This is a genomic window from Methylomarinum vadi, assembly GCF_000733935.1.
GTDB classification, from domain to species: domain Bacteria; phylum Pseudomonadota; class Gammaproteobacteria; order Methylococcales; family Methylomonadaceae; genus Methylomarinum; species Methylomarinum vadi.
Genome location: NZ_JPON01000001.1, coordinates 2,476,964 through 2,501,668, shown reverse-complemented (window position 1 = coordinate 2,501,668; position 24,705 = coordinate 2,476,964). Strand labels below are relative to the sequence as shown.

The window sequence follows — 24,705 nt, the reverse complement described above, 5'->3', positions numbered from 1 at the left end:
TCACCGGAGGAGGAAACGAACATGACGATGACATGCTACCACGCACTGCGCCTGCTGGCGCTGCTGCCGCTATTGCTGTTGCTGGGCAACGCGGAGGCGAACGAATCGAACACAAACAAAACCCTGTCGCCGTATTTCCAAGTCGCCGGCGATGACGAAGCTCTGCCTTTGCAGGAAACCAGGGCGCAGGTTGATATTGCCGGCGTCATCGCCTCGGTCAATATCCGTCAGGTCTACCAAAACAGCGGCAACGATCCCATCGAGGCCGTGTATGTGTTTCCCGGATCGACCCGCGCCGCGGTGTACGCGATGACCATGACCATCGGCGAGCGTAGGGTCACGGCCAAGATCAAGGAGCGGCAGGCGGCCAAGGCCGCCTACCAACAGGCGAAGAAAGCCGGCAAAAGGGCGTCGCTGCTCGAACAACAACGCCCCAACGTCTTCCAGATGAAGGTCGCCAACATCATGCCGGGCGACCGGGTCGTCGTTGAGCTGGCCTATAGCGAATTGATCGTGCCGGAACAGGGCGTCTACGAGTTCGTCTACCCGGCCGTGGTCGGACCGCGCTATTCCGAGTTACCGGTTTACGGCGCTTCAGACAGCGACCAATGGATAGCCAACCCCTACCTGCATCAGGGTGAAAAAGCGCCTTACGCTTTCGGCGTCGAGGTGTCGTTGGCGGCCGGCTTGCCGATACAGTCGATCATGTCGCCTTCCCATGACGTGACCGTCGCTTACGACGACCATGGCGCGGCCAAAATCGGCCTTAAATCGGCAGGCGCCGATAACGGCAACCGCGACTATGTATTGCGTTATCGATTGCGCGGCGAGGAAATCGAAACCGGCCTGTTGCTGCACCGGGGCGAAACGGAGAACTTTTTCCTGCTGCTGGCGCAGCCGCCCGAGCGGGTAGTCAACGCCGCGATACCGCCGCGCGAATATATCTTCGTGGTCGACGTTTCCGGGTCGATGCACGGCTTTCCGCTGGACATCGGCAAGAAGCTGATGGTCGAACTGCTGAGCCGGTTGCGTCCTACGGACGGCTTCAATATCCTGTTTTTTTCCGGCGGTTCCTCGCTGCTGGCCGAAAGGCCTTTGCCAGCGACCGAAAACAATATCGAAAAAGCCATCGAGATGATGGAAAGCCAGCGCGGAGGCGGCGGCACCCGCCTGCTGCCGGCGTTGCAACGGGCCATGCGACAACCGGCCGCAAGCGGCGTTTCCCGCAGTTTCGTGGTCGTGACCGACGGTTACATCGCGGTCGAAACCGACGTGTTCGATTACGTCAAACGCAACCTGAACAACGCCAATTTTTTCGCCTTCGGCATCGGTTCCGGCGTCAACCGCTTCTTGATCGAAGGCCTGGCCCGAAAAGCGGGCGCGGCGAACCCTTCGTCGTCACGTCGCCGAACGAAGCGCTGCCGACCGCGCAACGTTTCCGCGACTATATCCAAACTCCGGTGTTGACCGATATCGACGTCGATTTCGACGGTTTCGAGGTCTATGACGTGGAACCGCTGCATATTCCCGACCTGTTCGCGGAAAAACCGCTAGCGGTCTTCGGCAAGTGGCGCGGGCAGGCCGAAGGCAAGATCCTTATCGCCGGCCGGTACGGCGATAAGGATTATTTCCGATCGCTTAACGTCGCCGATTCAGATCCGGGCGCTAACAACGAGGCGCTGCGCTATTTGTGGGCCAGGCAACGCATCGCGGAATTGGGCGATTACGAAAAACTGCGGCCCGATTCCGAACGCAAGGCGGCAATCACCACGCTGGGCTTGACTTACAATCTGTTGACCGCTTACACCTCATTCATCGCCGTCGACGAAATCGTCGCCAACCCGAACGGAAGTAACCGCACGGTTAAGCAGCCCTTGCCGTTGCCGCAAGGCGTCAGCGACCTGGCCGTTAGCGGTATCGTTCCTACCACTCCGGAACCGGAAATCGTTAGTTTGATAGCCGTGCTGGCGCTTTTGAGCTTGATCTCCTGGATGAAAAACTCGGGCCGAGGTTGGTTGATGTGGAGGATTCGAAAATGATCACCGCACAACGTTTCATCTGCTGGCAATTGCTCGCCTACTGGCCGGTCTGGCGCTGGTACGGGCAACGCCTGCTGGACCGTTCCGACGAACCCTGGGGCATCCTGGCCCTCGCCACCGTGCTGATCATCGTGGCGAAAAAAGGCCTTAGCCATGTTCCCAGCCGAAAGACGTTGGTCGTCGCCACATTATTGGCGTTGCTCTATGCCTTCGGCTACGCCTATCTGCCGCCACTGCTAAGGGCCGCGATCGCGGCCCTGGCCTTGGCTGTGACGCTATCCGGCTTCGGTTACGCTCGCACCGTGCAAGCCGGCGTCGCAGGGTTGCTGTTGTTGTCGCTCCCTTTGATCGCTTCGCTGCAGTTTTACGGCGGTTTTCCGATCCGTACCGTCACCGCGTTCGTTTCATCGATGTTGCTTAATCTGGCCGGTTACGAGGTAAGGCCGCAGGGTACGTTGTTGTACTGGCTAGGCGAAACGATCGCGGTCGATGCGCCTTGCGCCGGCATCAAGATGCTCTGGACCGCGCTGTATCTGAATTTCATGCTGGCGGCCTGGCGCGGCATGAGTTTCGTTAAGACCTGGCTGGGTACCAGCTTCACCATGTTTAGCGTGTTCATCGGTAATATCCTGCGAGCGACGCTGCTGTTTTTCACCGAAAGCGGCCTCGTCGCCGCCCCCGAAATCGCTCATTCCTTGCTCGGCGTTCTGGTGTTCGCTGTGGTCGCCCTGGCGGTATTAGGCTTTCATCGGCGTAATCTAAGGACATCGACATGCGTAGCCTGATCATCGTAGTCATCCATTGTGCCATCGCTATGCTTCCTTTCGTTGCACGGCATGGCGCAACAATTGAACCGGCCATACCCTTTCCGGGCTGGCCTGTCGAGTTGGCAGGCAGACCTTTGAACCCTCTACCGTTGACGGCGCAGGAACGAGGTTTCAGCCAAGGCTTTCCCGGTAAAATCGGCCGTTTCAGCGACGGCGGCCGAGAAATCATCATTCGCTATGTCGAACGGCCGACCCGGCGTCTGCACCCATCGGCCGATTGCCTGCGCGGTTCCGGCTATCGGGTATCGACGCAACCGCTCAGACGCGACGGCGACGGCAGACTGTGGGGCTGTGTATTGGCCGCGCGCGACGGCGAACGTTACCGGGTTTGCGAACGCATCCACGATGAAACCGGCAATGGCTGGTACGACGTTTCCTCCTGGTTCTGGTCGGTGGTGTTACAGGGACGCGATGGCCCGTGGTGGGCGGTCACGCTGGCCGAAAAAGTGTAAATATTACATGAACGAGTCAGTCAAGCGCGCTGTAGGAGCGCCGCCCCGGCGCGACTAGGGAATCAATCATTTGTAAACCTCGATCAAGAAATAGAATCGGTAAAGGCTAATGTTGTTTCAACAGATGCGCCAAATGCTGAAATCTGTCGTGGATGGACTTTTCGATCAGCTTATGGAAATACAAACCGGAAATTGCGACCATCATACCGGCCATGGTCGATATGGTCGCCTGGGAGATGCCCGCCGCCATCGAACGGGCATTGCTGCTTCCGGTTACGGCCATGACATCGAACACCTGAATCATGCCGGTCACGGTCCCGAGCAATCCGAGCATCGGGCAAATCGCAATCAACATCTTGATGACGGCCATATACTGTTCCATGCTGATTTTCGCTTCCGACAGAATGCCGCGCCGAATATGGAATGCAACCCTTGGACTGCAATGGTTACGCTGTCGCCATTGCTCCAACCAATGGCACTGTAAGTCCGGATAGACGATTTTAAAGTAGATCAACCGTTCCGAAATCAACCCCCAAAGGCACACCGACGCACACAGGATCAGCCATAAAACATCGCCGCCGGCGGACAGAAGATCCTCTATCGAATCCAATATAGCCATTATCACACGACCTTAAACATTTTTTATTAACCGAATGGCTCATGATAACGCAACGGGACGCAAAACATCAGCGCAATCATAGAGCAAGCAACGCTATCCGGCTTCTTGTGGTCATTCTGCAGTGGCATCTATTGCGGTTAAGTTTAAACGACATCAACTAAATAATCGTTCATTGGTGTCGGCAATAAAACAATGTTTGTGTCGTATCGCTTATATTTAATGCGTCATTTAACATAGTTTAATGGTCGCCTTAAAAATATATAAGTTTGAGTATATTAGTCAGTTATTTACAAATGCTTAATATTTCAAGTGGTTAGGAATTATTATTATTTCGGCACTAATGCGATGCTCTTGCAGATAAAATTTGGCCAAAATTTTGCTTAATTATTTCAAAAGGATGGAGCCTATTTTTTTTGTTCTACATTAAAAATATATTTCTCATCTCGCTGTTCTAAACTGATGAATATACAGGCTGCTATTGCCGCGGCCTAGCTAGGCTCTATACTAGTTTTTTCTTTATTAGCGAGGGTATTGCATTATGAAAAGCAAAAATTATATTGTGCCGCCGCTGTTGCTGGTTCCCTTGACGTTACTGGCACCCTCGGCGGTTTGCGCGGAAGAACCCATCGAGCTGGAAAGTATGGAAATCGAGGGCGAAATCATCCGTCCCAACATGACCGGCGTCCTGCCCGAACAAGGCGGCCTCAATGATGCGGCGCGTTTATTAAAAAGTGTACCGGGCGGTAACGTCAATGGTCTTGGGCCCTTATCGGGGATCGCCCAATATCGTGGCCTATATGGCGACCGGGTCAATGTCGATTTCAAGGGCATGAACTACAAGCCTGCTTGTACCAACTCGATGGACGCGCCATTGAGCCATGTGCCGGCTGCGATGACCAGCCTGCTTAAGATTTACCGCGGCATCGCCCCGGTCAGCAGCGGCATCGAAACCATTGGCGGCGCCATCGTGCAGGAAACCAAGCGCCCCGCGTTTACCGAAGCGGGCGAACTGGTTGACTGGACCGGAAAGTTTTCCTCCGGCTTCAACAGCAACAACGACGGCTGGTACGGGGCCTTGTATAGCGGCCTGGCGACCGAACATCATCGGTTCCATGCCTACGGCAGCAAGGAATTCGGCCAGGATTACGAATATCCGGGCGGCGCCAACGTGCCGACCGAACACGACCGCGAGGCGGCCGAACTGGGTTATGGTTTTCGTTACAAAGAGCATATCGTCGATATGGATTTCAACTACAATCATACCCGCCCCACCGGCACCCCGGCACTGCCTATGGACATCACCGTATCCGAAGGGGGAATTTTCACCACCAGCTATCAGGGCAAAGTCTTCGACGATATCGGCATCAAGGCCAGCTACAACTACCAGGATATCCGCCATACGATGGATAACTATACGTTGCGGCAGCCTCCCAAGACCGGCAAACGCATCTCGACCAATTATTCCGACGGTTTCGGCTACAAACTGGCGATCGATTTTCCGCTGCTGTCCGGCATCATGCTGGTCGGCGCCGACGGCGACAACGCCAACCATGACGCCCTGGTCACGAACCCCGATCAAGCTGCGTTTTTTGTCAACAATTTCAATGGCGCGCAGCGCGACCGTTACGGCTTCTTCGCCGAATGGACCGTTTCTCCGCTCGAGGATTTTGAAGTGGAGTTGGGCGCCCGGGTAAACCATATCGAAATGGATACTGGCGTGGTAAGCACCAGTATGACGACCTCGGCCCCTTCACCGGCTATGCAAGCTAACTGGTCTAAGTTGGTCAATGACTTCAACAGCGCGAACCGCTCCAAGACCGACTTCAATTACGATCTGACCGCCGTCCTTCGTTACGACGTGACCGAGGAATTGCAAGTCGAAGTCGGCTTTGCCCGCAAGACCCGCTCGCCCAGTTACCAGGAACGTTATTTATGGGCACCGTTCGAAGCGACCGGAGGCTTGGCGGACGGCTATCTCTATATCGGCGACATCAACCTGCAGCCGGAAAAATCCTACCAGGGCGAGTTGGGCTTTACCTGGCGCAGCGGCTCGTTTTATTTCTCGCCGCGGGCCTTTTACCGGTACATAGACGACTACATTCAGGGACTACCCACGAGCAATGCAACTGCCGCCGCTATTGCAACCGCCCTTTACAAAAACAGTAATAGGGCGGGGCTCCCCTTATTGCAATTCACCAATATCGACGCCATTCTTTACGGCACCGACTTGGAAGCCGGCTTCCGCGTCATGGAAAACTGGCGCGTCGACGGCATACTCAGTTATGTCAACGGCGACCGCGCCGATCAAAAGGACAATCTATATCGGATCGCGCCGCTCAACGGCCAGCTATCGTTGTTCTACGATACGGCCAAATGGTCGGTCGGCTCCGAAATCGTCGGCTACTGGCGCCAGGGTGAAGTTTCGAAATTCAATAATGAACCGAAAACGGCCGGTTATGTGCTGTGGAACATTCGCGGCCAGGCCGAACTTTATAAAGGATTGCAATTCGGGGTGGGCGTCGAGAATCTGCTCGATAAGGAATACCGGGTGCATCTGAACGGCCTGAACCGTTCGCTCAACAATGTGGACAACGGCACGGACATCGGACAACGCTTACCGGGCATCGGCCGCAACGTCTACGTGACGTTAAACTACGAATGGTAAAATAAGGCGACACAGCCCCATTCTGGTAGATGAATGGGGCTGTGTCCACGCCCTCTCTCCGAACTTGCTTCAATGCCTCCTTTTTTTGCGCTGGATAATGCCCAACCCACGCAACGACCTGCTGCACGATGCCGAAGATGTTGGATCAGATCAGGCGTAAGTTGCGATTATAATACAATAATTACAAAGTAATTTTTCGAAGGTAAACTTGTGAACACTTTTCGATCAATCCCTATGGCGCGCGGCTTGCTTTTCGTAAGCGGCCTGTTGCTTGCCAATTTGACTCAAGCCGATAACCCGCTGAACGATTCCTTGAAACAACAGCTTTCGTCGCAACGGCAAGGCATTCAGGCGCAACAACGCATCGACAAGCTGGACGACCAAACCCAGGCGATGTTGGAGGAATTTCGCGGCGGCAGCATTCGACTCGACGATCTGACCGCATACAATGCGCAAATGGAGCGCCTGATCGACGACCAACAGGGAGAAATCGGGCAAAAAGAGACCCAAATGCGCGATATCGTTGTGATGCAGCAGCAAATCGCACCATTCTTACAAAAAATGATCGATGTGTTGGAAGAGTTCGTCGACTTGGATGTGCCGTTTCTGCCGGATGAACGTCGGCAACGCATCGAGCAATTAACACAATTAATGCATCGCTCCGATGTTACCGTCGCGGAAAAATATCGCCGAATCATGGAAGCTTACCGCATCGAAGCGGAGTACGGCCATAATATCGAAGCCTATCAGGGCATGTTGAACGATGCGGCGGACCCTAGATCCGTCGAATTTTTACGCCTGGGCCGAACCGGGCTTTATTATCTGACCCTGAAAGGCGATGAGGCCGGATATTGGGATCAACAAAACAAACAATGGATCAAATTGGATGCCTCAATGCGCGAGTCATTGGAAAAAGCCATCCGCATCGCCAAAAAACAATCCCCGCCGGATTTGATCACCCTGCCGGTTAAATCGCCGGAGGACGCCTCATGAAATTTTTATTAAAGGTTTTATTGCTACTGTTGGTCGCGTTTGGTTTCGCCGTTCAAGCCGATAGCCTGGACGACCTGCTGAAGCGAGTTCACCGCGAGGCACGACAAGACCACCGCTACGACCAGGAACGCGAACGTCGTTTCATCCAGGAACGCGACCAACAACAAGCAAGACTGAACAAATTACGCGCCCAGTTGAAACGGGCCGATCAATTGGCCGACAGTTTGCGGGCGACTTTCCAGGAAAACGAAGCAAAGCTGGCCGCATTGGATGAACAAATCACCGCGCAAGCTGGCGAATTGAACAATTTGTTCGCCGTCGTGCAACAAAATGCCGCCGAAATCGGCTCGCTGCTGGACAGGTCGATGGTTTCGGCGCAATACCCCGAGCGCGGAGCGTTTCTGCAACAATTGATTCAGCGTGAAAACGCGGTATCGATGCAGACGTTGAAGCAGCTCTGGCTGGTGCTGTTGGACGAAATGCACGAGAACGGGAAAGTCGTACGCTTCTCCGGACCGGTCATCACGTTGGACGGCGAAGAGCAGGCCAAGACCGTTACCCGCGTCGGCGTCTTCGATGCCACGGCGGACGGCCGTTTTTTACGTTATTTGCCGGAAAACCGCGAACTGGTGGAACTGGCCAGGCAACCTGCACACCGTTATCAAGCCTTGGCCAAGGAACTGGAACAGGCCCATGAAGGCTGGCGGCCGATGCCTGTCGACCCTTCCAAAGGGGCGATTCTGGCGTTATTGGTACAATCTCCCGATTTCAGCGAACGGCTGCAACAAAGCGGTGTGATCGGTTATCTGATCCTGGCGATAGGTGCCGTGGGTTTGTTGATCGTCATCTGGCGCGGTTTGATACTGGCCCGTGACGGCCTGCGAATCAAAGGCCAACTGCAGTTGGAAACGTATCGCGAAAACAATCCGCTCGGACGCTTGCTGGCGATGGCGGCAAACGCCCGGTTCCGCAATAGCGAAGCCATGGCGGTGCGGCTGGACGAAACCGTCAGCCAGGAAAGTAGCCGCCTGTTTTTCGGCTTGACCTCGTTGACCGTATTCGCCGCCGTGACACCGTTGCTGGGCCTGCTCGGCACCGTGATCGGCATGATCGAAACATTTCAATCCATTTCGCTGTTCGGTACCGGCGACCCGAAATTGATGGCCGGAGGCATTTCCTACGCGCTGGTCACGACACAACTGGGGCTGGCGGTCGCGATTCCCTTATTACTGTTGCAGAGCTTTTTGCACGCCCAGGCCAATCGCATTGTCGAGATTCTCGACCAGCAAAGCGCGCGCCTGTTCGAACGTTACGACCAACGGCTGAATGCACCGGCGAGCGACTGATGGAGAAGGTGCTGGCATTTTTCGAGCAGGGCGGCGGGTTGCTTTGGGTCATTCTGTTCGTCTCGGTGCTGATGTGGACGTTGATTTTGGAACGCTACTGGTTTTTGTTGTTTCAATTACCGCGTTTGCATGCGCAATTATTGAGCTCCTGGCGAAACCGGGGCCAAACCAGTCAGTTCACGGAGCAACGTCTTAAGGAAGGCTTGCGCTCCATTTTTATTGCGCAGGCCTTGCATAATCTGAAGATCATCGATATTTTGACGCAAGTGCTGCCGTTGCTGGGCCTGCTCGGCACCGTCTCGGGCATGATCAAGGTGTTCGAAGTCATCAATGTGTTTGGCGCCGGCAACGCCAGAGGCATGGCCGCCGGCATCTCGGAAGCTTTGATCACGACCATGGCCGGGCTGGTGACGGCATTGTCCGGTTTGTTTTTCGCCGCCAATCTGCAATCCAGGGTACAACGCGCCCGCGATCGCTTCTTGAACCAATTGACAGACTCATGAGATAACACCGATGCATCGTACCCATACCCGACCTCCCGGCGTAGGCGCCGGATTGAACGTGACGCCGTTGATCGACATGGTGTTCATCCTGTTGATTTTTTTTGCCGTCAATTCCTCATTCGTTAAGGAAACCGGCGTCGAAGTCGACCGGCCGACCGCACAAAGCGCGGAACGCCAGGACCAGGCCGGAATTTTGATTGCGGTTACCAAGGACGGCGAAGTGTGGATCGAACAGCAACGTATCGATATCAGGGCCGTGCGTGGCCATGTCGAACGTCTTCATGCCGAATCGCCGGAGGCTTCGGCCTTGATCATGGCCGATAAGCACGCGGAAACCGGGATAGTCATGCAGGTGTTGGATCAGGCCCGCTTGGCCGGTATCGATCAAGTCGCGGTGGCGGCGACCGAGGAACTATGAAGTTTGCATTAACCTTTACCGGCGCCTGCCTGATCAATATCATGCTGTTCATCGGGATGATGCAGATGATTACGGCCGATCAGAAAAAAACCTGGATCAGAACCACCAGCGGCGATTTTTTCGATTTTATCCGTCATACCGCGAAAGCCGAGGCCATTCCGCGCAGGCCGGCAAAAACCCCACCCAAACCGGAACCCGAACCGGAAGACACCTCCGCATTATTGACGCCCACGCCGAACCAGTCGGCAGAGGTCGCCGAAATGCGGGCACTGCCCTTGCCCGTGGCCGCGTTGAAGGTCGATATTCCCTTGAGCGGCGGCATTAATGTCGGCACAGGACCAGCATTGCCACGGGTCGTCGCCGGCGGCCAGAGCAAAACCGGCGCATTGGGCAGCGCCACGGGGGCGCATTACGGCATTTCCCGGCCCAAGTTTTTGCTGGCCGATCAATTGACCGCCATTGTCAAAACGCAACCTCACTATCCGCAGGCATTGAGATTTCGTCGAATCGAGGGCGAAGTCTGGGTCGAATTCACCGTCAAGCCCGACGGTTCGGTCACCGATGCCGAGGTGATCAAGAGTTCTCCGCAAGGTTCGTTCGATAGAACCTCGTTGCGGGCGGTTCGCCGTTGGCGCTTCCAGCCTCACCGGAATGAACAGGGGCAAGCGGTCGCGGTAAGGGTTCGGCAACATTTTATCTTTAAATTACACTGATGAACCGATTGTCTTCAACGAGAATCTTACTTTGCTTCGGCTTACTGCTATTTAATCCCTATCCTGCCTGGAGCGAAGAAGAGCATGCCGTCGGCCGCGAAACGTTTAAGGTGCTGGAACAATCGAATGCCTGGCTGAAGGAAGGCAAGGCCAAGCAAGCCGCACACAAGTTGCAGACATTGCAAACGACGGTAAAAGACAACGCTTACGAGTCCGCCGTGGTGCAACAATATCTGGCATATGCCTACAGCGAGAGCGGTAATCTCTGGGCCGCTCGTAAAGCCGTTAAAGACGCATTGGCATCGAAGCTATTGTCGGCAGAAGCCGTACACGGCCTCCATTATCTTGCCGGACAAGTCGCCTTGCGCCTGGAAAACTACCGGGAAAGCGCGTTTTATCTGCAGCAATGGCTGACACAAGAAAAAAAGGCCGACCCGGAAATCTATTACATGGCCGGCTATGCCGCTTATCAAGCAAAACTGCCTTCGGCCGCTAAACTCGTCGAGCAAGCCTTTGCCCTAAAAAAATCTCCTCCCGAAGAATGGCGCCGTTTATTGCTGTCGCTTTACGTCGAGCGTAAGCAATACGGCAAAGCCGAAGCTCTAGTGAAAAAATTGCTTTCCGCCTCTCCGCAAAAACGGGAATGGTGGCGCTATTTGGGCGGACTCTATGCCGAACAAGGCCGGCATGATCAGGCCTTGGCCACCATGATGCTGGCTTTTTACCATGGCAACGTACGCAACAAGGACATCCTGCAATTGGTTCGCTTCAATGCTCATCAAGGTTATCCGGTCAAAGCGGCCCGCCTGCTGGAAGAAGAACTTCGACAACAACGGCTGCCGCGTTCCTACGGAAATTTAAAATTACTGTTCAATTGCTGGCAGCTCGCCCGGGAATGGGATAAGAGCCGCGAAGTCCTGGCCGAAGCGGCCAAGCTGTCCGCCGATGGCGAGGATTTTGCTTTACTGGGGCGCTTGCAGATGCAGCGGGGTCATTGGTCCAAGGCAAAGCGTTCTTTGCAACAAAGCCTGCGCAAAGGCGGACTTAAACATAAACAATACACCCGCCTGTACTTGGGCATTGCCGCCTACAAGGCTCGGGATACGGCCTTGGCAAGACAGTCGCTGCAGGCGCTGGTGGCAGACTCATCCCTTGGAAGGCAAGCCGATTATTGGCTGAAGCGACTGGATCGGGAAAAAAATTCGGGTAAAATTCGATCTCAAAATACCCCAAAAGGATGATTCCGGAGGCTTATGTACCCATTGAAACGAAATATAACTGTAATCGCCATGTTATCAGGCGTTCTTTGCGGTGAATTAAACGCGGCCGAACCGGCTTCCGACAGCAGGCTCGACGAAGTGGCCCGCCGCGGCCGCCAAGTCATGCCGTTCTCGCTGGAACGGACACTGCACATTTTTTCCAAGACGCAACAGGGTGGTTTACAGCAGGTGATTGCCAAAGATCCGGCCGATGACACTCAAATCAAACTGATCCGTGAACATCTCGGCAACATTGCCAAAGAATTCAAGCAAGGCGATTTCGCCGACCCAGCCAGAATTCATGGCGACAACATGCCGGGACTGGCCGTGCTGCGCAATGCCGAACCCGGCGCCATCGACATTGATTACCGGGAACTGGAAAACGGGGCCGAAATCGAGTATCGAACAACAAAACCGGCCCTGATCGACGCCATCCATCGATGGTTCGATGCCCAGCTCAGCGACCATGCCCGCCATGCGACCGATCATCACCCCCATCATCAAATGCATCAGGGACGGTAATATTCATGAATATCAGCGCTTGTCCCCAGTTTCATGGAGGGCTTGTTCAATCTGTGTCCGCAGCGAGCCGAAATCGAAGCCGGACTGGGTCATTTTCAGGCCGCGATTGGCCATCATCACACCCATGATAATGACCAAGAGGCCGGACACTCTGACCAGTTCGTGAATCGTATGCCGGGACAGGAAATTGGCGAAAAAGCCGAAACCGAGTAACGGCACCAAGGTCCCTAGGCCGAAAAAAAACAATAAGCTGGCACCCTCCTGCGGACTGCCGGTTCCGGCCGCCATGATATACATGGCTTGTAGCGGACCGCAGCCCAGTAAAAGGCCGGATAAAACGCCGATGACCAGCGGGCTGCGCTGGGTTTTGATGCTACCATTTACCCCACGGTTGAAGCTTCTCGGCAAACGCAAGGTAAAGTGCCGCAAGCTAGGTATCAGATCCAACATTTTCAGGCCGTACAGCAATAGAAATACGCTCGCCGCCAATGCCGCCACACCCCGCATGTACGGAGTAATGGTCATGGCCGCGCCAAGCAAACCGAATGCCGCGCCGATGGTGGAATAGGAAGCAGTCTTACCGAAACCGTAGGCCAGGTGGGACAACAGGGCGCCGACCGCTGACCGGGATTGATCGGCATAACCGACGACGAAACTGCCGCACATGCCGATGCAATGAAAGCCGGTCAAAAAGCCGATGGCGAACAGCATGGCGTTACTCATTCCGGCGTTGATTTGCTGCAGTAATCCGGGCATCAGGCTCTTGCCCCAAAACACCACGCTTCCCACCAATAACAGCAAAGCGAGAAAAAACATGATTCTCAGCAAGCGGCCGGTTTTTGGGGTTATTTTATCGGCAACGTCATAGCCTTTGGCAATAATGGCCTGACGAATACCCGCCTCGCGAATGAAATCGTCATCGAAATCGATATCGGCCGTTGCAAGCTCGTAACTTACCTTAATCCGCTCGACGCCCGGTAAGGCCGTTACCGCCTCCTCGATCGCCTGCTCGCAACCGGTGCAGTGCATTCCCAGTATGTCCAGATGTAGCTTTTTTAACGCCATGGCGACTCCTCAAAAATCAAAAAAACCCACCGTCCGCAAAGAAGGCAGGGTTGGCTGGCCTATCGATGGGTTTCAAAAAACCGATAATGGCCTCGAATAGATCCCGATCGATATATTGCGGCTGGTAATCCTCGCCTTCCTGTTGCAGGAAGCCAACGAAGGCGCGTAAATGATTTTTCGAGCCTTTCGACAGATTGGCATAGGTGGTTTGCAACGCCAAATTATCGGTTGCGGCAATCGCTTCTCGCAAATCCACGATGTCCAAATCTTCAATGGTCGCGCCGACCCATAAGGCGTCGATGTAGGACTGAGAACCCTGCGCAACCAGATCGTCGAACAGATTCTGCGGTGTGTCATTAGAAAAGTTGCCAATGCCGGGTATAACAGAGGCTTCAAGACTATACTCATCAATTTTTCTTCCTCGTCCACCGATAATAACGCCTGCTGATTATGGTTTCCACCCTTTCACGCTCCGCCTTTTGCGGCGACGGAAAGCGGCGCCAGTGTTCAACAATACCGACCCTACTTTGCTCGTTAAATTCATACAAAATACCTCATAGTTTGCTTTTGAATATTTTCCGCTTGGAAAACCGGGCCTTTAAAACGTTATAGCTCAACCGGAGTGGCGCCATAGGCCGGAGTAGTTTGCCGAATGCGGTTTTGATTGATTTCCCGCCGTTGCCCCATGCTTTGTTCGCCTGCACTTATGTCTAGACCACCTCCCGCTTGCACCTGCGAAACGGTGAAGACCAATAAAATGACAATGAAACTCAACAATAATTTTTTCATGACATCCTTGGCAGCGGCCTAAGGTTTCGCTCAATTGCCGCAGAATCCACCGTGGATCTGTAAAGGTTTAGGCATCGTCCGCAGCCGCCGGAGAAACCCAAGTCCCCGGGCGCTTGCGGTTAGAATGTTATTCGACTTGCCTGGCGAAACTGGCCCTAGTGGCACTACGACCTTGCCTGGACAATTTGATCAATAATGGCTTACGCTACAGCAATGGCAGCCAAATCGATGTCGTTTGCCGTCTATTTCAGCAAACCCTTTACCTGGGGGTGCGCGACCGTGGACCCGGCATTCCTTCCCTGGTGCGCGCGATGCCGTGTTTCGGCCGTTTTATCGGATCGAACTCGCGTAATCGAGCGACCGGCGGCAGTGGCTTCGGTTTGGCCATTACCCGGCAACTGGTCGAGACGCAAGGCTGGCAAGTGGCGCTCAAGACTCGGAGAGGCGGGGTGAGCGCCTGGTTACAGATCCGATTGCATGATCATTCTTGAAGGCCCGCCTTGACCGACAGAAGCAATTGCAATCGATTGAACCAAGTATTATTATCATTCTCTAATTAACTAATATATAACTATAAGCCCAAGAGGTGCGATCATGAGCAGCAAAATCAATCCCAATCGCCGTAAATTCCTGCAATACAGCGCCATGACCGCAGCCGCGGCAACCACTTCTTTTCCTTCATTCCTGCATGCCATGGGAGGCGCTGGCAAATACGCCAAGCCATCGGCCGATTTTCACCCGGATGTGGAAATTGAGTTACAAATGGAAAGCACCAAAATTCCGATTTTCGACGGTCCCAAAACGCGAATCTGGAAAGTCCACGGCAAAGTCCTTAAAGGTTCGCCGGATAGCGTGACCAACGATCCCGACACCTATTTGGCACCAACCCTTCATTTGCATAAGGGCCAGAAAATCAGGATTTACCTGAAAAACAATCTGCCCGCCGAATCCATCTTGCACTGGCACGGCTTGCACGTCCCCGCCGACATGGACGGCAATCCGATGTTCGCTATCCATCACGGCGAAACCTTCGTCTATGAATTCGAGATCCTCAACCGTGCCGGGACCTACTGGTACCACGCCCATACCCACGGTGTAACCGCCAAGCAGGTTTACTCCGGCCTGGCCGGCCTGTTTATCGTCAGCGACCCGGAAGAACAGGCCCTGGATCTGCCCAAAGGGCCATATGATTTGCCTATCGTCATCCAGGACCGCAGCTTCTTCAAAAATAACCAGCTTTATTACAGCACGCAAATGATGCACCGCATGCATGGTTTTCTCGGCGACCGGCTCTTCATCAACGGCCGCCCCGATTTCAAACTATCGGTGGAAACCCGCTCCTATCGGCTGCGTTTGCTGAACGGTTCCAACTCGCGTATCTATAAACTGGCCTGGGACGATGGCACGCCGATCACCGTGATCGGCACCGACGGCGGGCTGTTGGAGCAGCCGACAACCGTTCCTTATGTCATGTTGGCACCGGGACAACGGCGCGAGCTTTGGGTGGACTTCAGCGGCAAGAGCGTCGGCACAGAATTGACCATGCGCAGCCTTCCTTTTGCCGCGACGATGATGCACGGCATGATGGGCGGCGGTATGGGCATGGGTGGCGGCCGCGGCGGCATGATGGGTAGGCACCATGGCGGTATGGGAGACGGCATGATGGGCGGCATGGGTAGGGGTATGATGGGGGGTGGCGCTCTGCCATCGGGCGGCGACTATCCGGTGTTGACCGTCAAGGTAACCAAGCAAGCCGACAGCAATAGCCCGCTTCCGACTCGGTTATCGTCCATCTCCAAGTTACGTCTGGAAGACGCCGTCAACAGCGATAACCCTCGGAGTATCGTGTTGTCCATGCGCCACATGTCGGCCCTGTTGAACGGTCGTTCCTACAAAATGAACGATATCCGCCCCGACGAAGTGATTCCGGTAAATACCCTGCAGTTGATGACCTTCGATAACGGTTTCCGCGGCGGCCATCATGGCATGGCCATGCCGCATCCGATGCATTTGCACGGGGAACAGTTTCAAATCGTCAAGCGCGAGCATCGTTCAAATTTTCGCAACAGCCAGGCGACGGTCGAACAAGGTCTGGTCGACCAAGGCTGGCAGGATACCGTTTTGGTGATGCCGGGCGAGCGGGTCACCTTCCTGAAGCCGTTCAATCATTTCAAAGGTATGTTCATGTATCACTGCCATAATCTGGAACATGAGGACCTAGGTATGATGCGCGACTTCCTCGTTAAATAATTCTTCTTACTGTGTGTAAAGTATCCGCGGGGCGTTTCCCGTCAGACTTCTAAGGTACAGCGTTCACCCAACATCTACATGAACGAAGACTATGAATGATTGCAAAGAGACTATCGTATCCAGACGCTGGGTGAATGCCTCGCTGTAGCCTATACAACACTATCGGAAAGCAGGGTTTGCTCGATTAGGTTGAATGGTGGGAGCCGGATAAAGCGACAGGTTTGCGTCCGATTCTACGACCGACTGAGGGGGAGAAGCTCCCTTGGTCGACTCGCCAGGGGCTTGGTAACAAACTATTTGCAATTACGTAGTAGCCGCGTGGGGCGAGATGACCCAGAAAAGCAGCGCACGTAGGACGTCATTTTGTCGAAAGAAGCCCGTCTTACTCGACCAAAAAATTTATCAATCCTCACTAAGCTCTAGTTGAAGATTTCTATAGTCAAGAACAAATATCGTTCTTCGTTGGACTGAGATAAGATTTTTGTTGCTAAGTTGTTTTAGTATTCGAGAGAGTGTTTCCGGTTTCACCGATAATCTTGAAGCCAATAATAACTTTGGCGTATCCAAGTAAAAGCTATACTGATTGTCCTTAAGGAAATCCGGAGCGTTTTGTAGAAGAAATTGAATCACCCTCACACTTGCATTATGTAAGGTCAATCTATCGATTTCTTCAATAGCGCTGTGTAAGCGCTTACTCAATCCTCCAAGCAGTCTAATGCACAGCTCATTGGATTCTCGAAGCAATCCGGAAAACTGTTTCATCTCGATTTGCAACAGTTGACTGTTCAAAACCGCTTTGGCACTAACTGGATAGCGGTTGCTGGAAAAAAACATGACCGCTTCGGCAAAAGTCTGTCCCGCTTGAATAATCTCTATTACTTTTTCTTCTCCATTTGGAGAAGTCCGATAAAGCTGAATCTGTCCGCTGGCGAGGAAATAAAAATATCTAGCCCTCTCTTCAAAATAAAATAACTGGTTATTCTCATTTAACTCAATTGCTTGAATACCTGACAGAATTTGATTGAACTGTTTGTCATCCAGAATTGAAAATAGGTAATGCTTACGTAAGTTTTGTAATGTCATGATGCCGACTTGATTTAAGTCAAGGACGCATTAGATGAAAAGCCCTAGAATCAGATCAATTTGCGCTTTATTCAGACGTTAGTGGACAACGACTTTAGTTTACACGCTGCATGATTAATCGAGAGCCTGGTATCTTTCATCAGGTCGATCAGCTCCTCAGATAGATCAGTAAATCGAAAAACGTTGTATAAGCTTACCCTTTCCAATTATACAAAGAATTGACAAATATCAATATTATGACATGCTAACCCGGATATTTCATCAGTCCCTTGAAACCCTATCGAAACCCTCGTTTGTTTTAAAACATGCGATCGTAAGGAGAAATTGAGCGGTCAAAAAGGGAATTAAGCATTGATTTCCGTTTTTCAGGCGCAACTTCCCCTTACCCCATTGTTTATCAGCGTGCCGGGCACAGCACTTTGTTTGTACTAATCAGGGCACAGGCGCTGACAAACGGATTTAAACAAGGATTGAAACGGATACTGACTGCTGAACAGCAGTCGAATACGACGGGTGTTACGAATGATGACGGCACCGATTTTAAACAATTTCAGGCGAATGGTGGCGCAAGTGGCTGTCGCTAGTTCGGTATTTTTGAGGGCGATTCGGCGAATCGCATGGATCAACGTATAGGCCAGTGTCGATAACAGCAAACGAAACTGATTCGGCCACCACAGGCTGCAACTGGTGCGGTCGGCAAACAGATCCAATTGTTGTTCTTTAATCCGGTTTTCCATGTCGCCTCGCGCACAGTAAACGGTTTCATAGAGTGTTTGTGCATCGCCGTCCAGATTGGTTACGACATAGCGGGGATTACTCCCTTGGCTCATGTGTTCGGCCTTAAGAATGACACGGCGTCGGCGTTTCCAGGTGCCGGCTTTATAGTGGAAATCGGTAAAGAGACGCTGTTTCTGCTGTTCGCTTTGGAACTGTTGCCGGGCTTGTTCAATCCAGGGTTGGCTTAAGCGCGTTAAGCGTTTATTTTTGGCCAACCCGACAATATAGTGAACGCGATGCCGCTCGCACCAACTCAGCATCTTATGGCGACAAAAACCGCCATCGCCGCGAAACGTGATGTCAACGTCCGGCCAAGCCTGACGCAAGCGCCGAACCAGCAAAGCCAGAATCGCCCAGCTGTGCTTGGCGCCATCAATATTGCTGGGACGTAGATAACTGACCAAGCAGTGATGGCCGCAAAAGACATACAACGGCAGGAAACAATAGTGCCGATAGTAGCCATGAAAAAAACGTCCGTCCTGTTCGCCATGAACCGGATCGTCGGTGGCGTCGAAATCCAGGATCAACGATTTCGGCGGTGTCTCATACGAAGCGATAAACTGTGCCAGCAACTCCTCATGAACTCGCCACATCAAGGCGCGATCCGCCTGCTGCTCAAACCGGCACAAGGTGGATCGGCTGCCCAATGTCTGATCCTTTTCCACCGCCGTCTGAAAGGCGATATCATTTCTGAGCGTGTCATGATCATTCAAATCCTCATACCCACACGCCAAGCCATAAACCCGTTGACGGAGCAGGTTGATCACAGAGTGTTGCACGCGGTCAGGGGCTCTGGCGTCAGGAATCTGCGCCGCTATCCGTTCGGTTAACCCTAACTGCTGGTCAACCGCTCGTAACAACAGCACACCGCCATCACTGGTGATCGCTCCACCACTGAATTGGGCGTCTATTTTACGGCGTTTTAAGGGAGGAAATTCTATTTGAGCTGGAGTACAATTTGTCATGGGCAAGTTGTTGGTTAAATTCAATCTAAGTAACTGAATTTTATCAAATATCAACAAACTTGCCCGCCTCTATCATGAAATATTCGGGCTAAAGCGTAACTGGTCTTCAGTTGTTCCTGAATCAGTGACTTCAATTATTGGTTGGGAACTAAACAACCACCCGCTCAAGCGGGTGGGTTCCAATAACGGACTGAAAGTCCGGATACGCGTCGACTAAACGACGCGTCTTAGTCGGGCTCCATCTTGAAATTATCGTTTGGATTAGGTTCAAAGTGATGCTCCAAATATTGCTTTATCATCTCATCAGTCATTTGCCCCACTGTGGCGCAAAAATAACCGCGGGCTCAAAAATGTCGACCCCAATATCGCTTTTTCAAGTGCGGGAACTCTTCGAACAGATAGCTCGAAGTTCGTCCCTTGATTCGCCTCATGATTTCGCTTGGGGCCATAGTCGGCGGCGCACTCACCAAAATGTGCACATGATCTTTGCTCACGACACCTTTGATAATCCGTATCTCAAAGGCTTCGCATGTCTGCCGCACCAAGTCTCTCACTCGTTCGGCTATTTCATCCTTCAGCACTTTATAACGATACTTCGTAACCCAAACAAAATGATACTCAATTTGGTAAACCGTATGGCTGCCGTATCTATAGTCCATCGCCACCTCCTTGGGCAAATTATCGCAGCTAAAGCTGACCGGCTAAAGCCGGTGGTTTAAACCTTATGATGGATAATTAATTCTTGAGTTTTCCAAAATTCGGAGATTTTATAACGCTATCAATAAAGTCGAGTTTAACTGAGGATTATTGAAACTTTTTTTCGTAGGTTTTGAGAAAATAATAGGGGTATGGCGTTTTTTGGGCAAAGAGAGATTAAACGCGGTGTTGCCACGCTGATGGTTTGAAGCTGAAAACGTTGAAGGGTTAACCGGCGGCGAGTTTTGTGTAGGTCGATTCAAACGCGATAAAGCCGGGGCAAGCGTTGGAAAAGCGCAGTTTTAACCGGCGACCGGTACGGATCAAACGGGCGGCCAGATACATGAGTTCTTGAATGACGGTTCTGATGCGGCGTCGTTTGGCCGGATGCCGAATGGGGCTTTGTTGCCCCAGTAAGCCGATCAGGCCGATCCAGCGCAAGATATTGTAGCTGTAGGCGCTCAGGGTCATGATGACATCGTTGGTGGCGAATTTGCCCGAAGGCAAGCGTTCGATGTCCAGATCCGTTTTAAACTCGCTGTGAAATTGCTCGGCGGTGGCATGATCACGATACAGTTGAACGATCAATGTGTCGTCATATTCGGTAGAAGCTAGGCTTGTCCACCAGCCTTCCATCTCGATCTCAGGGAACAGCAGGAGTTGTCCCTTAGCCGTTGTTGTTCGTTCGGTGATTTGCATGACGCGACGACAGGAATAGGTTTGGCCGTTTCGGGTGTGTTCCTCCGTGACACTAAATAAGGCCACCCGTTTGCCTTCACGTGGTGTGTCCCATTGTCCGTGTTGCTCGGCGTAGGCTAGCCAAGCATCGGCATTCTGTTTACGGGGATTCCATTTGATGATGAACTCGGCTTGCTCGTCTTCCTGTAAGACAATTCGGTTGTCGAGAGCGTCATGCCCGCTATCCAGGCGAACAAGTAACGGCAAGGGTGTCAGACGCTTGGCTGCAGTCAGTCCGCGCTCCAAGGAATAGAGGAATTCGTATTGGCAATGTTGCTTGCCTTCGCGCAGTTCGTTGCCAAGACACCAGCCTTCTTGGCCCAAATAAAGCGCGATGGGGGCATAGCCGTCGAATCCTTTATAGGTTCGGGAGACGCCTTCCTTGCGCGTTTTTTCGTTGTTCATCGGATAAACATCGATATCCAGCGCCACATGACCAGTGGCTAACGGCGTTACCGGGACTTGCGCGTGGGCCAGAAAATCGATGTTGCTCTGATAAACGAGCGGCAATAGTGCCTCGGCGTGTTCGTCCAACCGTTGTCTAAGGCGAGCGCTGGAGGGGACTTGTTGAATCGACAGCGCGGTTTTGAAATAGTCGTCGTCGCGGTAATTCTCAATCGCTTCGAAATCGCTCTTGCCCAGGCAAAGCGACCCGATCATGCTTTTGATAATATCGGCATGAGCGATACCGTGGCGCAATGGAATACCCTTATCCAGCACTTGATTGAGTTGGCCATACTGATTCAAACATAAGCCCACTAAGGCTAATCCGGAATGGCTGGTATAAAATTCAGTTTCTGACTGCTCCAGGATAAATCGTTTCATGATTCACTGAGTGGGTGAATGAAGAAATAACGACATTATCCCAGATTAAGCTTGTTAAATCATTAGGATAGAAGAGATTATCACTTCTTAAGTCACGGATTCAGGTTGTTTATTACAGAATACTGGACAGATTATTTCATTAATCAGAAATATAAATCATGCATAACCTTATATCGCCATTTTGAAAAATAGAGCTCGGGAAAATTCGTAAGATACAAAAAAAATTAGTTAATATCGTTTCGGAGTGAAGGAACGGTTTGAATGTTGGCATTAAACACCTGCTAAATTACATTTAATAACTTCAAAGAATTATGCATACCAACCCCTATATCGACGATGATGTTGCAAAGACGTATGAATTTTTTCGATTGACAACCGCTTTATTAGCCAAATACAGAATCGCTCCATCGCCGGTCAATTACCGCCTCGGTTATGATCATGTCGCAGGGAAAAATGAAGAACTGAAATCCGCGCTAAATGAATTAATTGGTCAACCTGACTCCCTGTCTAGTGAGCGGCTTTGGGAGTTATATCAGCGATTCTTTAATCAGGATCAGAATGCACTCGAGAAAATTCGTCTGGAACTGCGACACATCGTTATGAGCGTTCAAAACGCCTTTGAACAGTCGGGAGGAAATATATCCGACTATGCCCAAACACTTAGTCGTTTTGCCGAAATTTTAGATCCTGCCACTCCGATAGATAGTATTTCTTCGGAGGTTCAAAAAGTTTATGAAGAAACGCGTTCCATGGAACAAATGCAGCGCCGGCTTGAAAATAATATGTCGCATCTTTTAACCGAAGTTGATTTATTGCGAAAGGAATTAGAGCAGGTCAAGGTAGAGTCATTGACTGATTCCTTAACAGGAATTTCCAATCGTAAGGCCTTCGATACAACCCTGGAACACACAGTCATTGCTGCACGGGAGCAGGATATAACATTTTGTATCCTGGTGATCGATATCGATCATTTCAAAAAATTCAACGACACCTACGGCCATCTTGTCGGAGACAAAGTGCTACGTTTCGTCGCATCCACGCTGAAACGCTGCCTGAAAGGTAAAGATACAGTTGCTCGATTTGGAGGAGAGGAGTTTACAGTGATCTTACCGCAGACAAAGCTAAACGATGCCGTCACCATCGCCGAACAGGTCCGCCATGCGGTCTCGTCAGGATCACTGAAAGACCTTAAGAGTGGGAAACGTTATGGCAGTATTACTGTTTCAATTGGGATTGCACAATTCCATAAAAACGAATTAGCTAACGATTTGCTTCAACGAGCTGACGAAGCGCTATATTTGGCTAAGGATCGGGGAAGAAATCGGGTCGAGAAAGCAGTTTGATGAATGAGACTGCTGGACTAGCACCAACCGACAACTCAAACGTTCCTGGTATTCTGTAGTCACTACCTTTGAATCAAATAAATGCTCAGACAGATATCGCATTACGCCCTTGTCATATTGGTTGTGTTTTTTGCCGTTGTTTCAGACGCTTTGTTCTCGCTGTTATCCCAGGGAGAGTCACCAATTTTTCGTTCAATGATCCTACAGGATTATACTCTTACTCGCATTTATTGCTTTGCTATATCGTTTTCTGGTTAAAAAACCTATCGAGGAAATGGAAAAATCAATCGTCTCTTTGATTTCCGACGATGACAAGATTATCATCTGACACAACGAATCAATAGGGCAATCAAACGCCTCCAAATCGCATGTGACGAAGGGGTTACCGCCATTTCCGCTTCTGCTGCACGGCTCGCTCCCATGTCGAAAGAACTAGCCGACAATTATTCATCTCAGATACAAAAAGCGGAGCTTCAAAAACTATACAGCCGAACGGTTTCAAATGCGTTAAGTCAAATGCGCGATTCGGGGTCAATCGTATACCAGCAAGTCGACGCAACCAATCAAGCCATTACCAATGCGCAATGGAAAGTTAAATCCTGCCAGACCGTTTTTCAGGATACCGCTTCCAGCATGGACCAACTTGCTCATCAAATCGATCAAGTCTCGGAACGAGTTTCACGCTTATCCTCGCGCAGTGCGGATATCGGACAGATTATCGATGTGATTAAAGAAATCGCCGTTCAAACAAACCTATTGGCTTTGAATGCCGCTATCGAAGCTGCACGAGCGGGCGAAAAAGGACGAGGCTTTGCTGTTGTCGCCGATGAGGTCCGTAATCTCGCCGAGCGTACTCAGCGCTCTACGCTCGAAGTACAAGAGGCTATTGAAGCGATTCAACAAGAGACTGTGCTTGTTGTCGATACCATGAAAGAAGAGCGTAATTTAGCCGATCAAACCCAACAATTGGCAACCGCATCAGGACAGGAACTATCCGGTATCGAGCACATGGTAGCGGAAATTCTAGGTAATGCCTGCGAGATATTAAACGCCATGGAACAGCAGAAGGAAACAGCCATGGAGTCCCAAAATGCCGTTGATGCATTAGTCAATCTTGATTCAAACGCTTTAGCGGAGCATCAAACTCCATCGGTCAAAGCAGAGGATTTAACAAAACTGGGCGAAGTAATACGCGGCAAGCTCAACAAATTTATTGTTTCACGTGACGTTTGGAACGAAAGTCTGAGGAAGGATAATCGATCCGCGGAAAAATCAACGTCTGCCGATCAACTGAATTCAGGTAATATCGAATTATTTTAGGTGGATATCAGCTGAACAAAGACAATATTATCTCTATCAGCAGACTGATTAACTGTCTGCTATGTAAGAATTAGTTGTCACTGGCCAAGCTAAGCCGAATGCCATCTACGGGGCGTTAATGACGATAGATTGTCATTAAATTAAAAATTGTTAGATTATTTTTGAAAATCCCATCTTTATTGATCCGCCATCGCAAAGGGAAATCAACATCATCTCTTGGCAGTTCGATGACGCAGTATATATGGTTCGGCAAAACAACCCAGCCATGAGTTTTAACTGGATGACTTTGTTTAACCAAACGAATATTTTCTCGTAGCAAATCAATGTGGCCAATTAGAAGGTCATTATCTCTCGGTTCCAACAAATTAACGGAAAGTAAGTTACTCCCAAAGATACATCGGTAGTTGGGTATTAGGCGAGTATGGTATGAAATTATCTTAGGTGCAATACGGCTTCGCCGATTGGATCGCTACAAATTACGCCTTTTAGACCAATGAT

Annotated in this window: 23 protein-coding genes and 1 pseudogene; 16 read left to right on the top strand and 8 right to left on the bottom strand. The window is 51.5% G+C overall.

All coding sequences use genetic code 11. The annotated features are described in order from the left end of the window. Positions 1–21 precede the first annotated feature (21 nt). The 4 genes from EP25_RS21980 to EP25_RS0112460 are packed head-to-tail and all read left to right on the top strand — an operon-like array spanning position 22 to position 3,318. Positions 22–1,467, top strand: coding sequence for a VIT domain-containing protein (locus EP25_RS21980; RefSeq protein ID WP_051906648.1), 1,446 nt, complete (start codon positions 22–24; stop codon positions 1,465–1,467). Next, entirely contained in the window at positions 1,461–2,039 is a 579-nt protein-coding gene (locus EP25_RS23615) for a hypothetical protein (protein ID WP_051906646.1), read from the top strand. The genes EP25_RS21980 and EP25_RS23615 overlap by 7 nt, the downstream gene beginning before the upstream one ends. Beyond that, positions 2,036–2,824, top strand: coding sequence for an archaeosortase/exosortase family protein (locus EP25_RS0112465; RefSeq protein WP_051906644.1), 789 nt, complete (start codon positions 2,036–2,038; stop codon positions 2,822–2,824). The genes EP25_RS23615 and EP25_RS0112465 overlap by 4 nt, the downstream gene beginning before the upstream one ends. Next, complete coding sequence (locus tag EP25_RS0112460; RefSeq protein WP_051906641.1) at positions 2,812–3,318, top strand: hypothetical protein; 507 nt, start codon at positions 2,812–2,814, stop codon at positions 3,316–3,318. The genes EP25_RS0112465 and EP25_RS0112460 overlap by 13 nt, the downstream gene beginning before the upstream one ends. Positions 3,319–3,424: 106 nt before the next feature. Here the strand turns inward: EP25_RS0112460 and EP25_RS0112455 are convergent, their stop codons facing one another. Next, entirely contained in the window at positions 3,425–3,937 is a 513-nt protein-coding gene (locus tag EP25_RS0112455) for a MotA/TolQ/ExbB proton channel family protein (protein WP_031434193.1), read from the bottom strand. Between the two features lie 538 nt (positions 3,938–4,475). On the opposite strand from EP25_RS0112455, the gene EP25_RS0112450 reads away from it, so the two are divergent. The 8 genes from EP25_RS0112450 to EP25_RS0112415 all read left to right on the top strand — a co-directional run bounded on the left by EP25_RS0112450 (position 4,476) and on the right by EP25_RS0112415 (position 12,356). Continuing rightward, positions 4,476–6,602, top strand: coding sequence for a TonB-dependent receptor plug domain-containing protein (locus tag EP25_RS0112450; protein ID WP_051906639.1), 2,127 nt, complete (start codon positions 4,476–4,478; stop codon positions 6,600–6,602). Between the two features lie 210 nt (positions 6,603–6,812). Next, entirely contained in the window at positions 6,813–7,595 is a 783-nt protein-coding gene (locus EP25_RS0112445; protein WP_235185895.1) for a DUF3450 domain-containing protein, read from the top strand. Next, positions 7,592–8,941 carry a MotA/TolQ/ExbB proton channel family protein gene (locus EP25_RS0112440; RefSeq protein ID WP_031434190.1) on the top strand — a complete coding sequence of 450 codons (1,350 nt, stop codon included), beginning with the start codon at positions 7,592–7,594 and terminating at the stop codon, positions 8,939–8,941. The genes EP25_RS0112445 and EP25_RS0112440 overlap by 4 nt, the downstream gene beginning before the upstream one ends. Next, a complete protein-coding gene (locus tag EP25_RS0112435; protein WP_031434189.1) occupies positions 8,941–9,444 on the top strand; it encodes a MotA/TolQ/ExbB proton channel family protein in 504 nt (167 codons plus the stop codon). Before EP25_RS0112440 ends, EP25_RS0112435 begins: the two co-directional genes overlap by 1 nt. 10 nt (positions 9,445–9,454) lie before the next feature. Next, positions 9,455–9,862 carry an ExbD/TolR family protein gene (locus EP25_RS0112430; protein ID WP_031434188.1) on the top strand — a complete coding sequence of 136 codons (408 nt, stop codon included), beginning with the start codon at positions 9,455–9,457 and terminating at the stop codon, positions 9,860–9,862. Beyond that, complete coding sequence (locus tag EP25_RS0112425) at positions 9,859–10,575, top strand: energy transducer TonB (RefSeq protein ID WP_031434187.1); 717 nt, start codon at positions 9,859–9,861, stop codon at positions 10,573–10,575. The genes EP25_RS0112430 and EP25_RS0112425 overlap by 4 nt, the downstream gene beginning before the upstream one ends. Next, positions 10,575–11,816 carry a tetratricopeptide repeat protein gene (locus EP25_RS0112420; protein WP_051906637.1) on the top strand — a complete coding sequence of 414 codons (1,242 nt, stop codon included), beginning with the start codon at positions 10,575–10,577 and terminating at the stop codon, positions 11,814–11,816. The genes EP25_RS0112425 and EP25_RS0112420 overlap by 1 nt, the downstream gene beginning before the upstream one ends. A gap of 21 nt (positions 11,817–11,837) precedes the next feature. Beyond that, entirely contained in the window at positions 11,838–12,356 is a 519-nt protein-coding gene (locus EP25_RS0112415; protein WP_235185894.1) for an aspartate carbamoyltransferase, read from the top strand. A 12-nt stretch (positions 12,357–12,368) separates the two neighbouring features. On the opposite strand, the gene EP25_RS0112410 is transcribed toward EP25_RS0112415, so the two are convergent. The 3 genes from EP25_RS0112410 to EP25_RS0112400 form a co-directional block, all read right to left on the bottom strand. Then, on the bottom strand, positions 12,369–13,421 hold the full coding sequence (locus tag EP25_RS0112410) for an urease accessory protein UreH domain-containing protein (RefSeq protein WP_036300544.1): 1,053 nt from the start codon (positions 13,419–13,421) through the stop codon (positions 12,369–12,371). Positions 13,422–13,437: 16 nt separating this feature from the next. Next, entirely contained in the window at positions 13,438–13,833 is a 396-nt protein-coding gene (locus tag EP25_RS22980; RefSeq protein ID WP_268745441.1) for a DUF2202 domain-containing protein, read from the bottom strand. 194 nt (positions 13,834–14,027) lie between these two features. Next, complete coding sequence (locus EP25_RS0112400) at positions 14,028–14,210, bottom strand: hypothetical protein (protein WP_031434182.1); 183 nt, start codon at positions 14,208–14,210, stop codon at positions 14,028–14,030. A gap of 158 nt (positions 14,211–14,368) precedes the next feature. On the opposite strand from EP25_RS0112400, the gene EP25_RS0112395 reads away from it, so the two are divergent. Continuing rightward, on the top strand, positions 14,369–14,701 hold the full coding sequence (locus tag EP25_RS0112395; protein ID WP_031434181.1) for a sensor histidine kinase: 333 nt from the start codon (positions 14,369–14,371) through the stop codon (positions 14,699–14,701). A gap of 103 nt (positions 14,702–14,804) precedes the next feature. Then, entirely contained in the window at positions 14,805–16,460 is a 1,656-nt protein-coding gene (locus EP25_RS0112390) for a multicopper oxidase family protein (RefSeq protein WP_031434180.1), read from the top strand. A gap of 402 nt (positions 16,461–16,862) precedes the next feature. Here the strand turns inward: EP25_RS0112390 and EP25_RS0112385 are convergent, their stop codons facing one another. The 4 genes and pseudogenes from EP25_RS0112385 to EP25_RS0112365 all read right to left on the bottom strand — a co-directional run bounded on the left by EP25_RS0112385 (position 16,863) and on the right by EP25_RS0112365 (position 21,544). Continuing rightward, on the bottom strand, positions 16,863–17,543 hold the full coding sequence (locus EP25_RS0112385) for a Crp/Fnr family transcriptional regulator (protein ID WP_031434179.1): 681 nt from the start codon (positions 17,541–17,543) through the stop codon (positions 16,863–16,865). A gap of 428 nt (positions 17,544–17,971) precedes the next feature. Beyond that, positions 17,972–19,285, bottom strand: coding sequence for an IS1380 family transposase (locus EP25_RS0112380; RefSeq protein ID WP_031432630.1), 1,314 nt, complete (start codon positions 19,283–19,285; stop codon positions 17,972–17,974). 227 nt (positions 19,286–19,512) lie between these two features. Next, positions 19,513–19,944 (bottom strand): annotated as a pseudogene (gene tnpA, locus EP25_RS0112370) (IS200/IS605 family transposase). A 265-nt stretch (positions 19,945–20,209) separates the two neighbouring features. Continuing rightward, a complete protein-coding gene (locus EP25_RS0112365; protein ID WP_031432119.1) occupies positions 20,210–21,544 on the bottom strand; it encodes an IS1380 family transposase in 1,335 nt (444 codons plus the stop codon). A 311-nt stretch (positions 21,545–21,855) separates the two neighbouring features. Between EP25_RS0112365 and EP25_RS0112360 the strand changes: the two genes are divergently transcribed. Both EP25_RS0112360 and EP25_RS0112350 read left to right on the top strand, forming a co-directional pair. Continuing rightward, entirely contained in the window at positions 21,856–22,887 is a 1,032-nt protein-coding gene (locus tag EP25_RS0112360) for a GGDEF domain-containing protein (RefSeq protein WP_031434178.1), read from the top strand. Positions 22,888–23,307: 420 nt separating this feature from the next. Continuing rightward, on the top strand, positions 23,308–24,207 hold the full coding sequence (locus tag EP25_RS0112350) for a methyl-accepting chemotaxis protein (protein ID WP_051906632.1): 900 nt from the start codon (positions 23,308–23,310) through the stop codon (positions 24,205–24,207). Positions 24,208–24,705 lie beyond the last annotated feature (498 nt).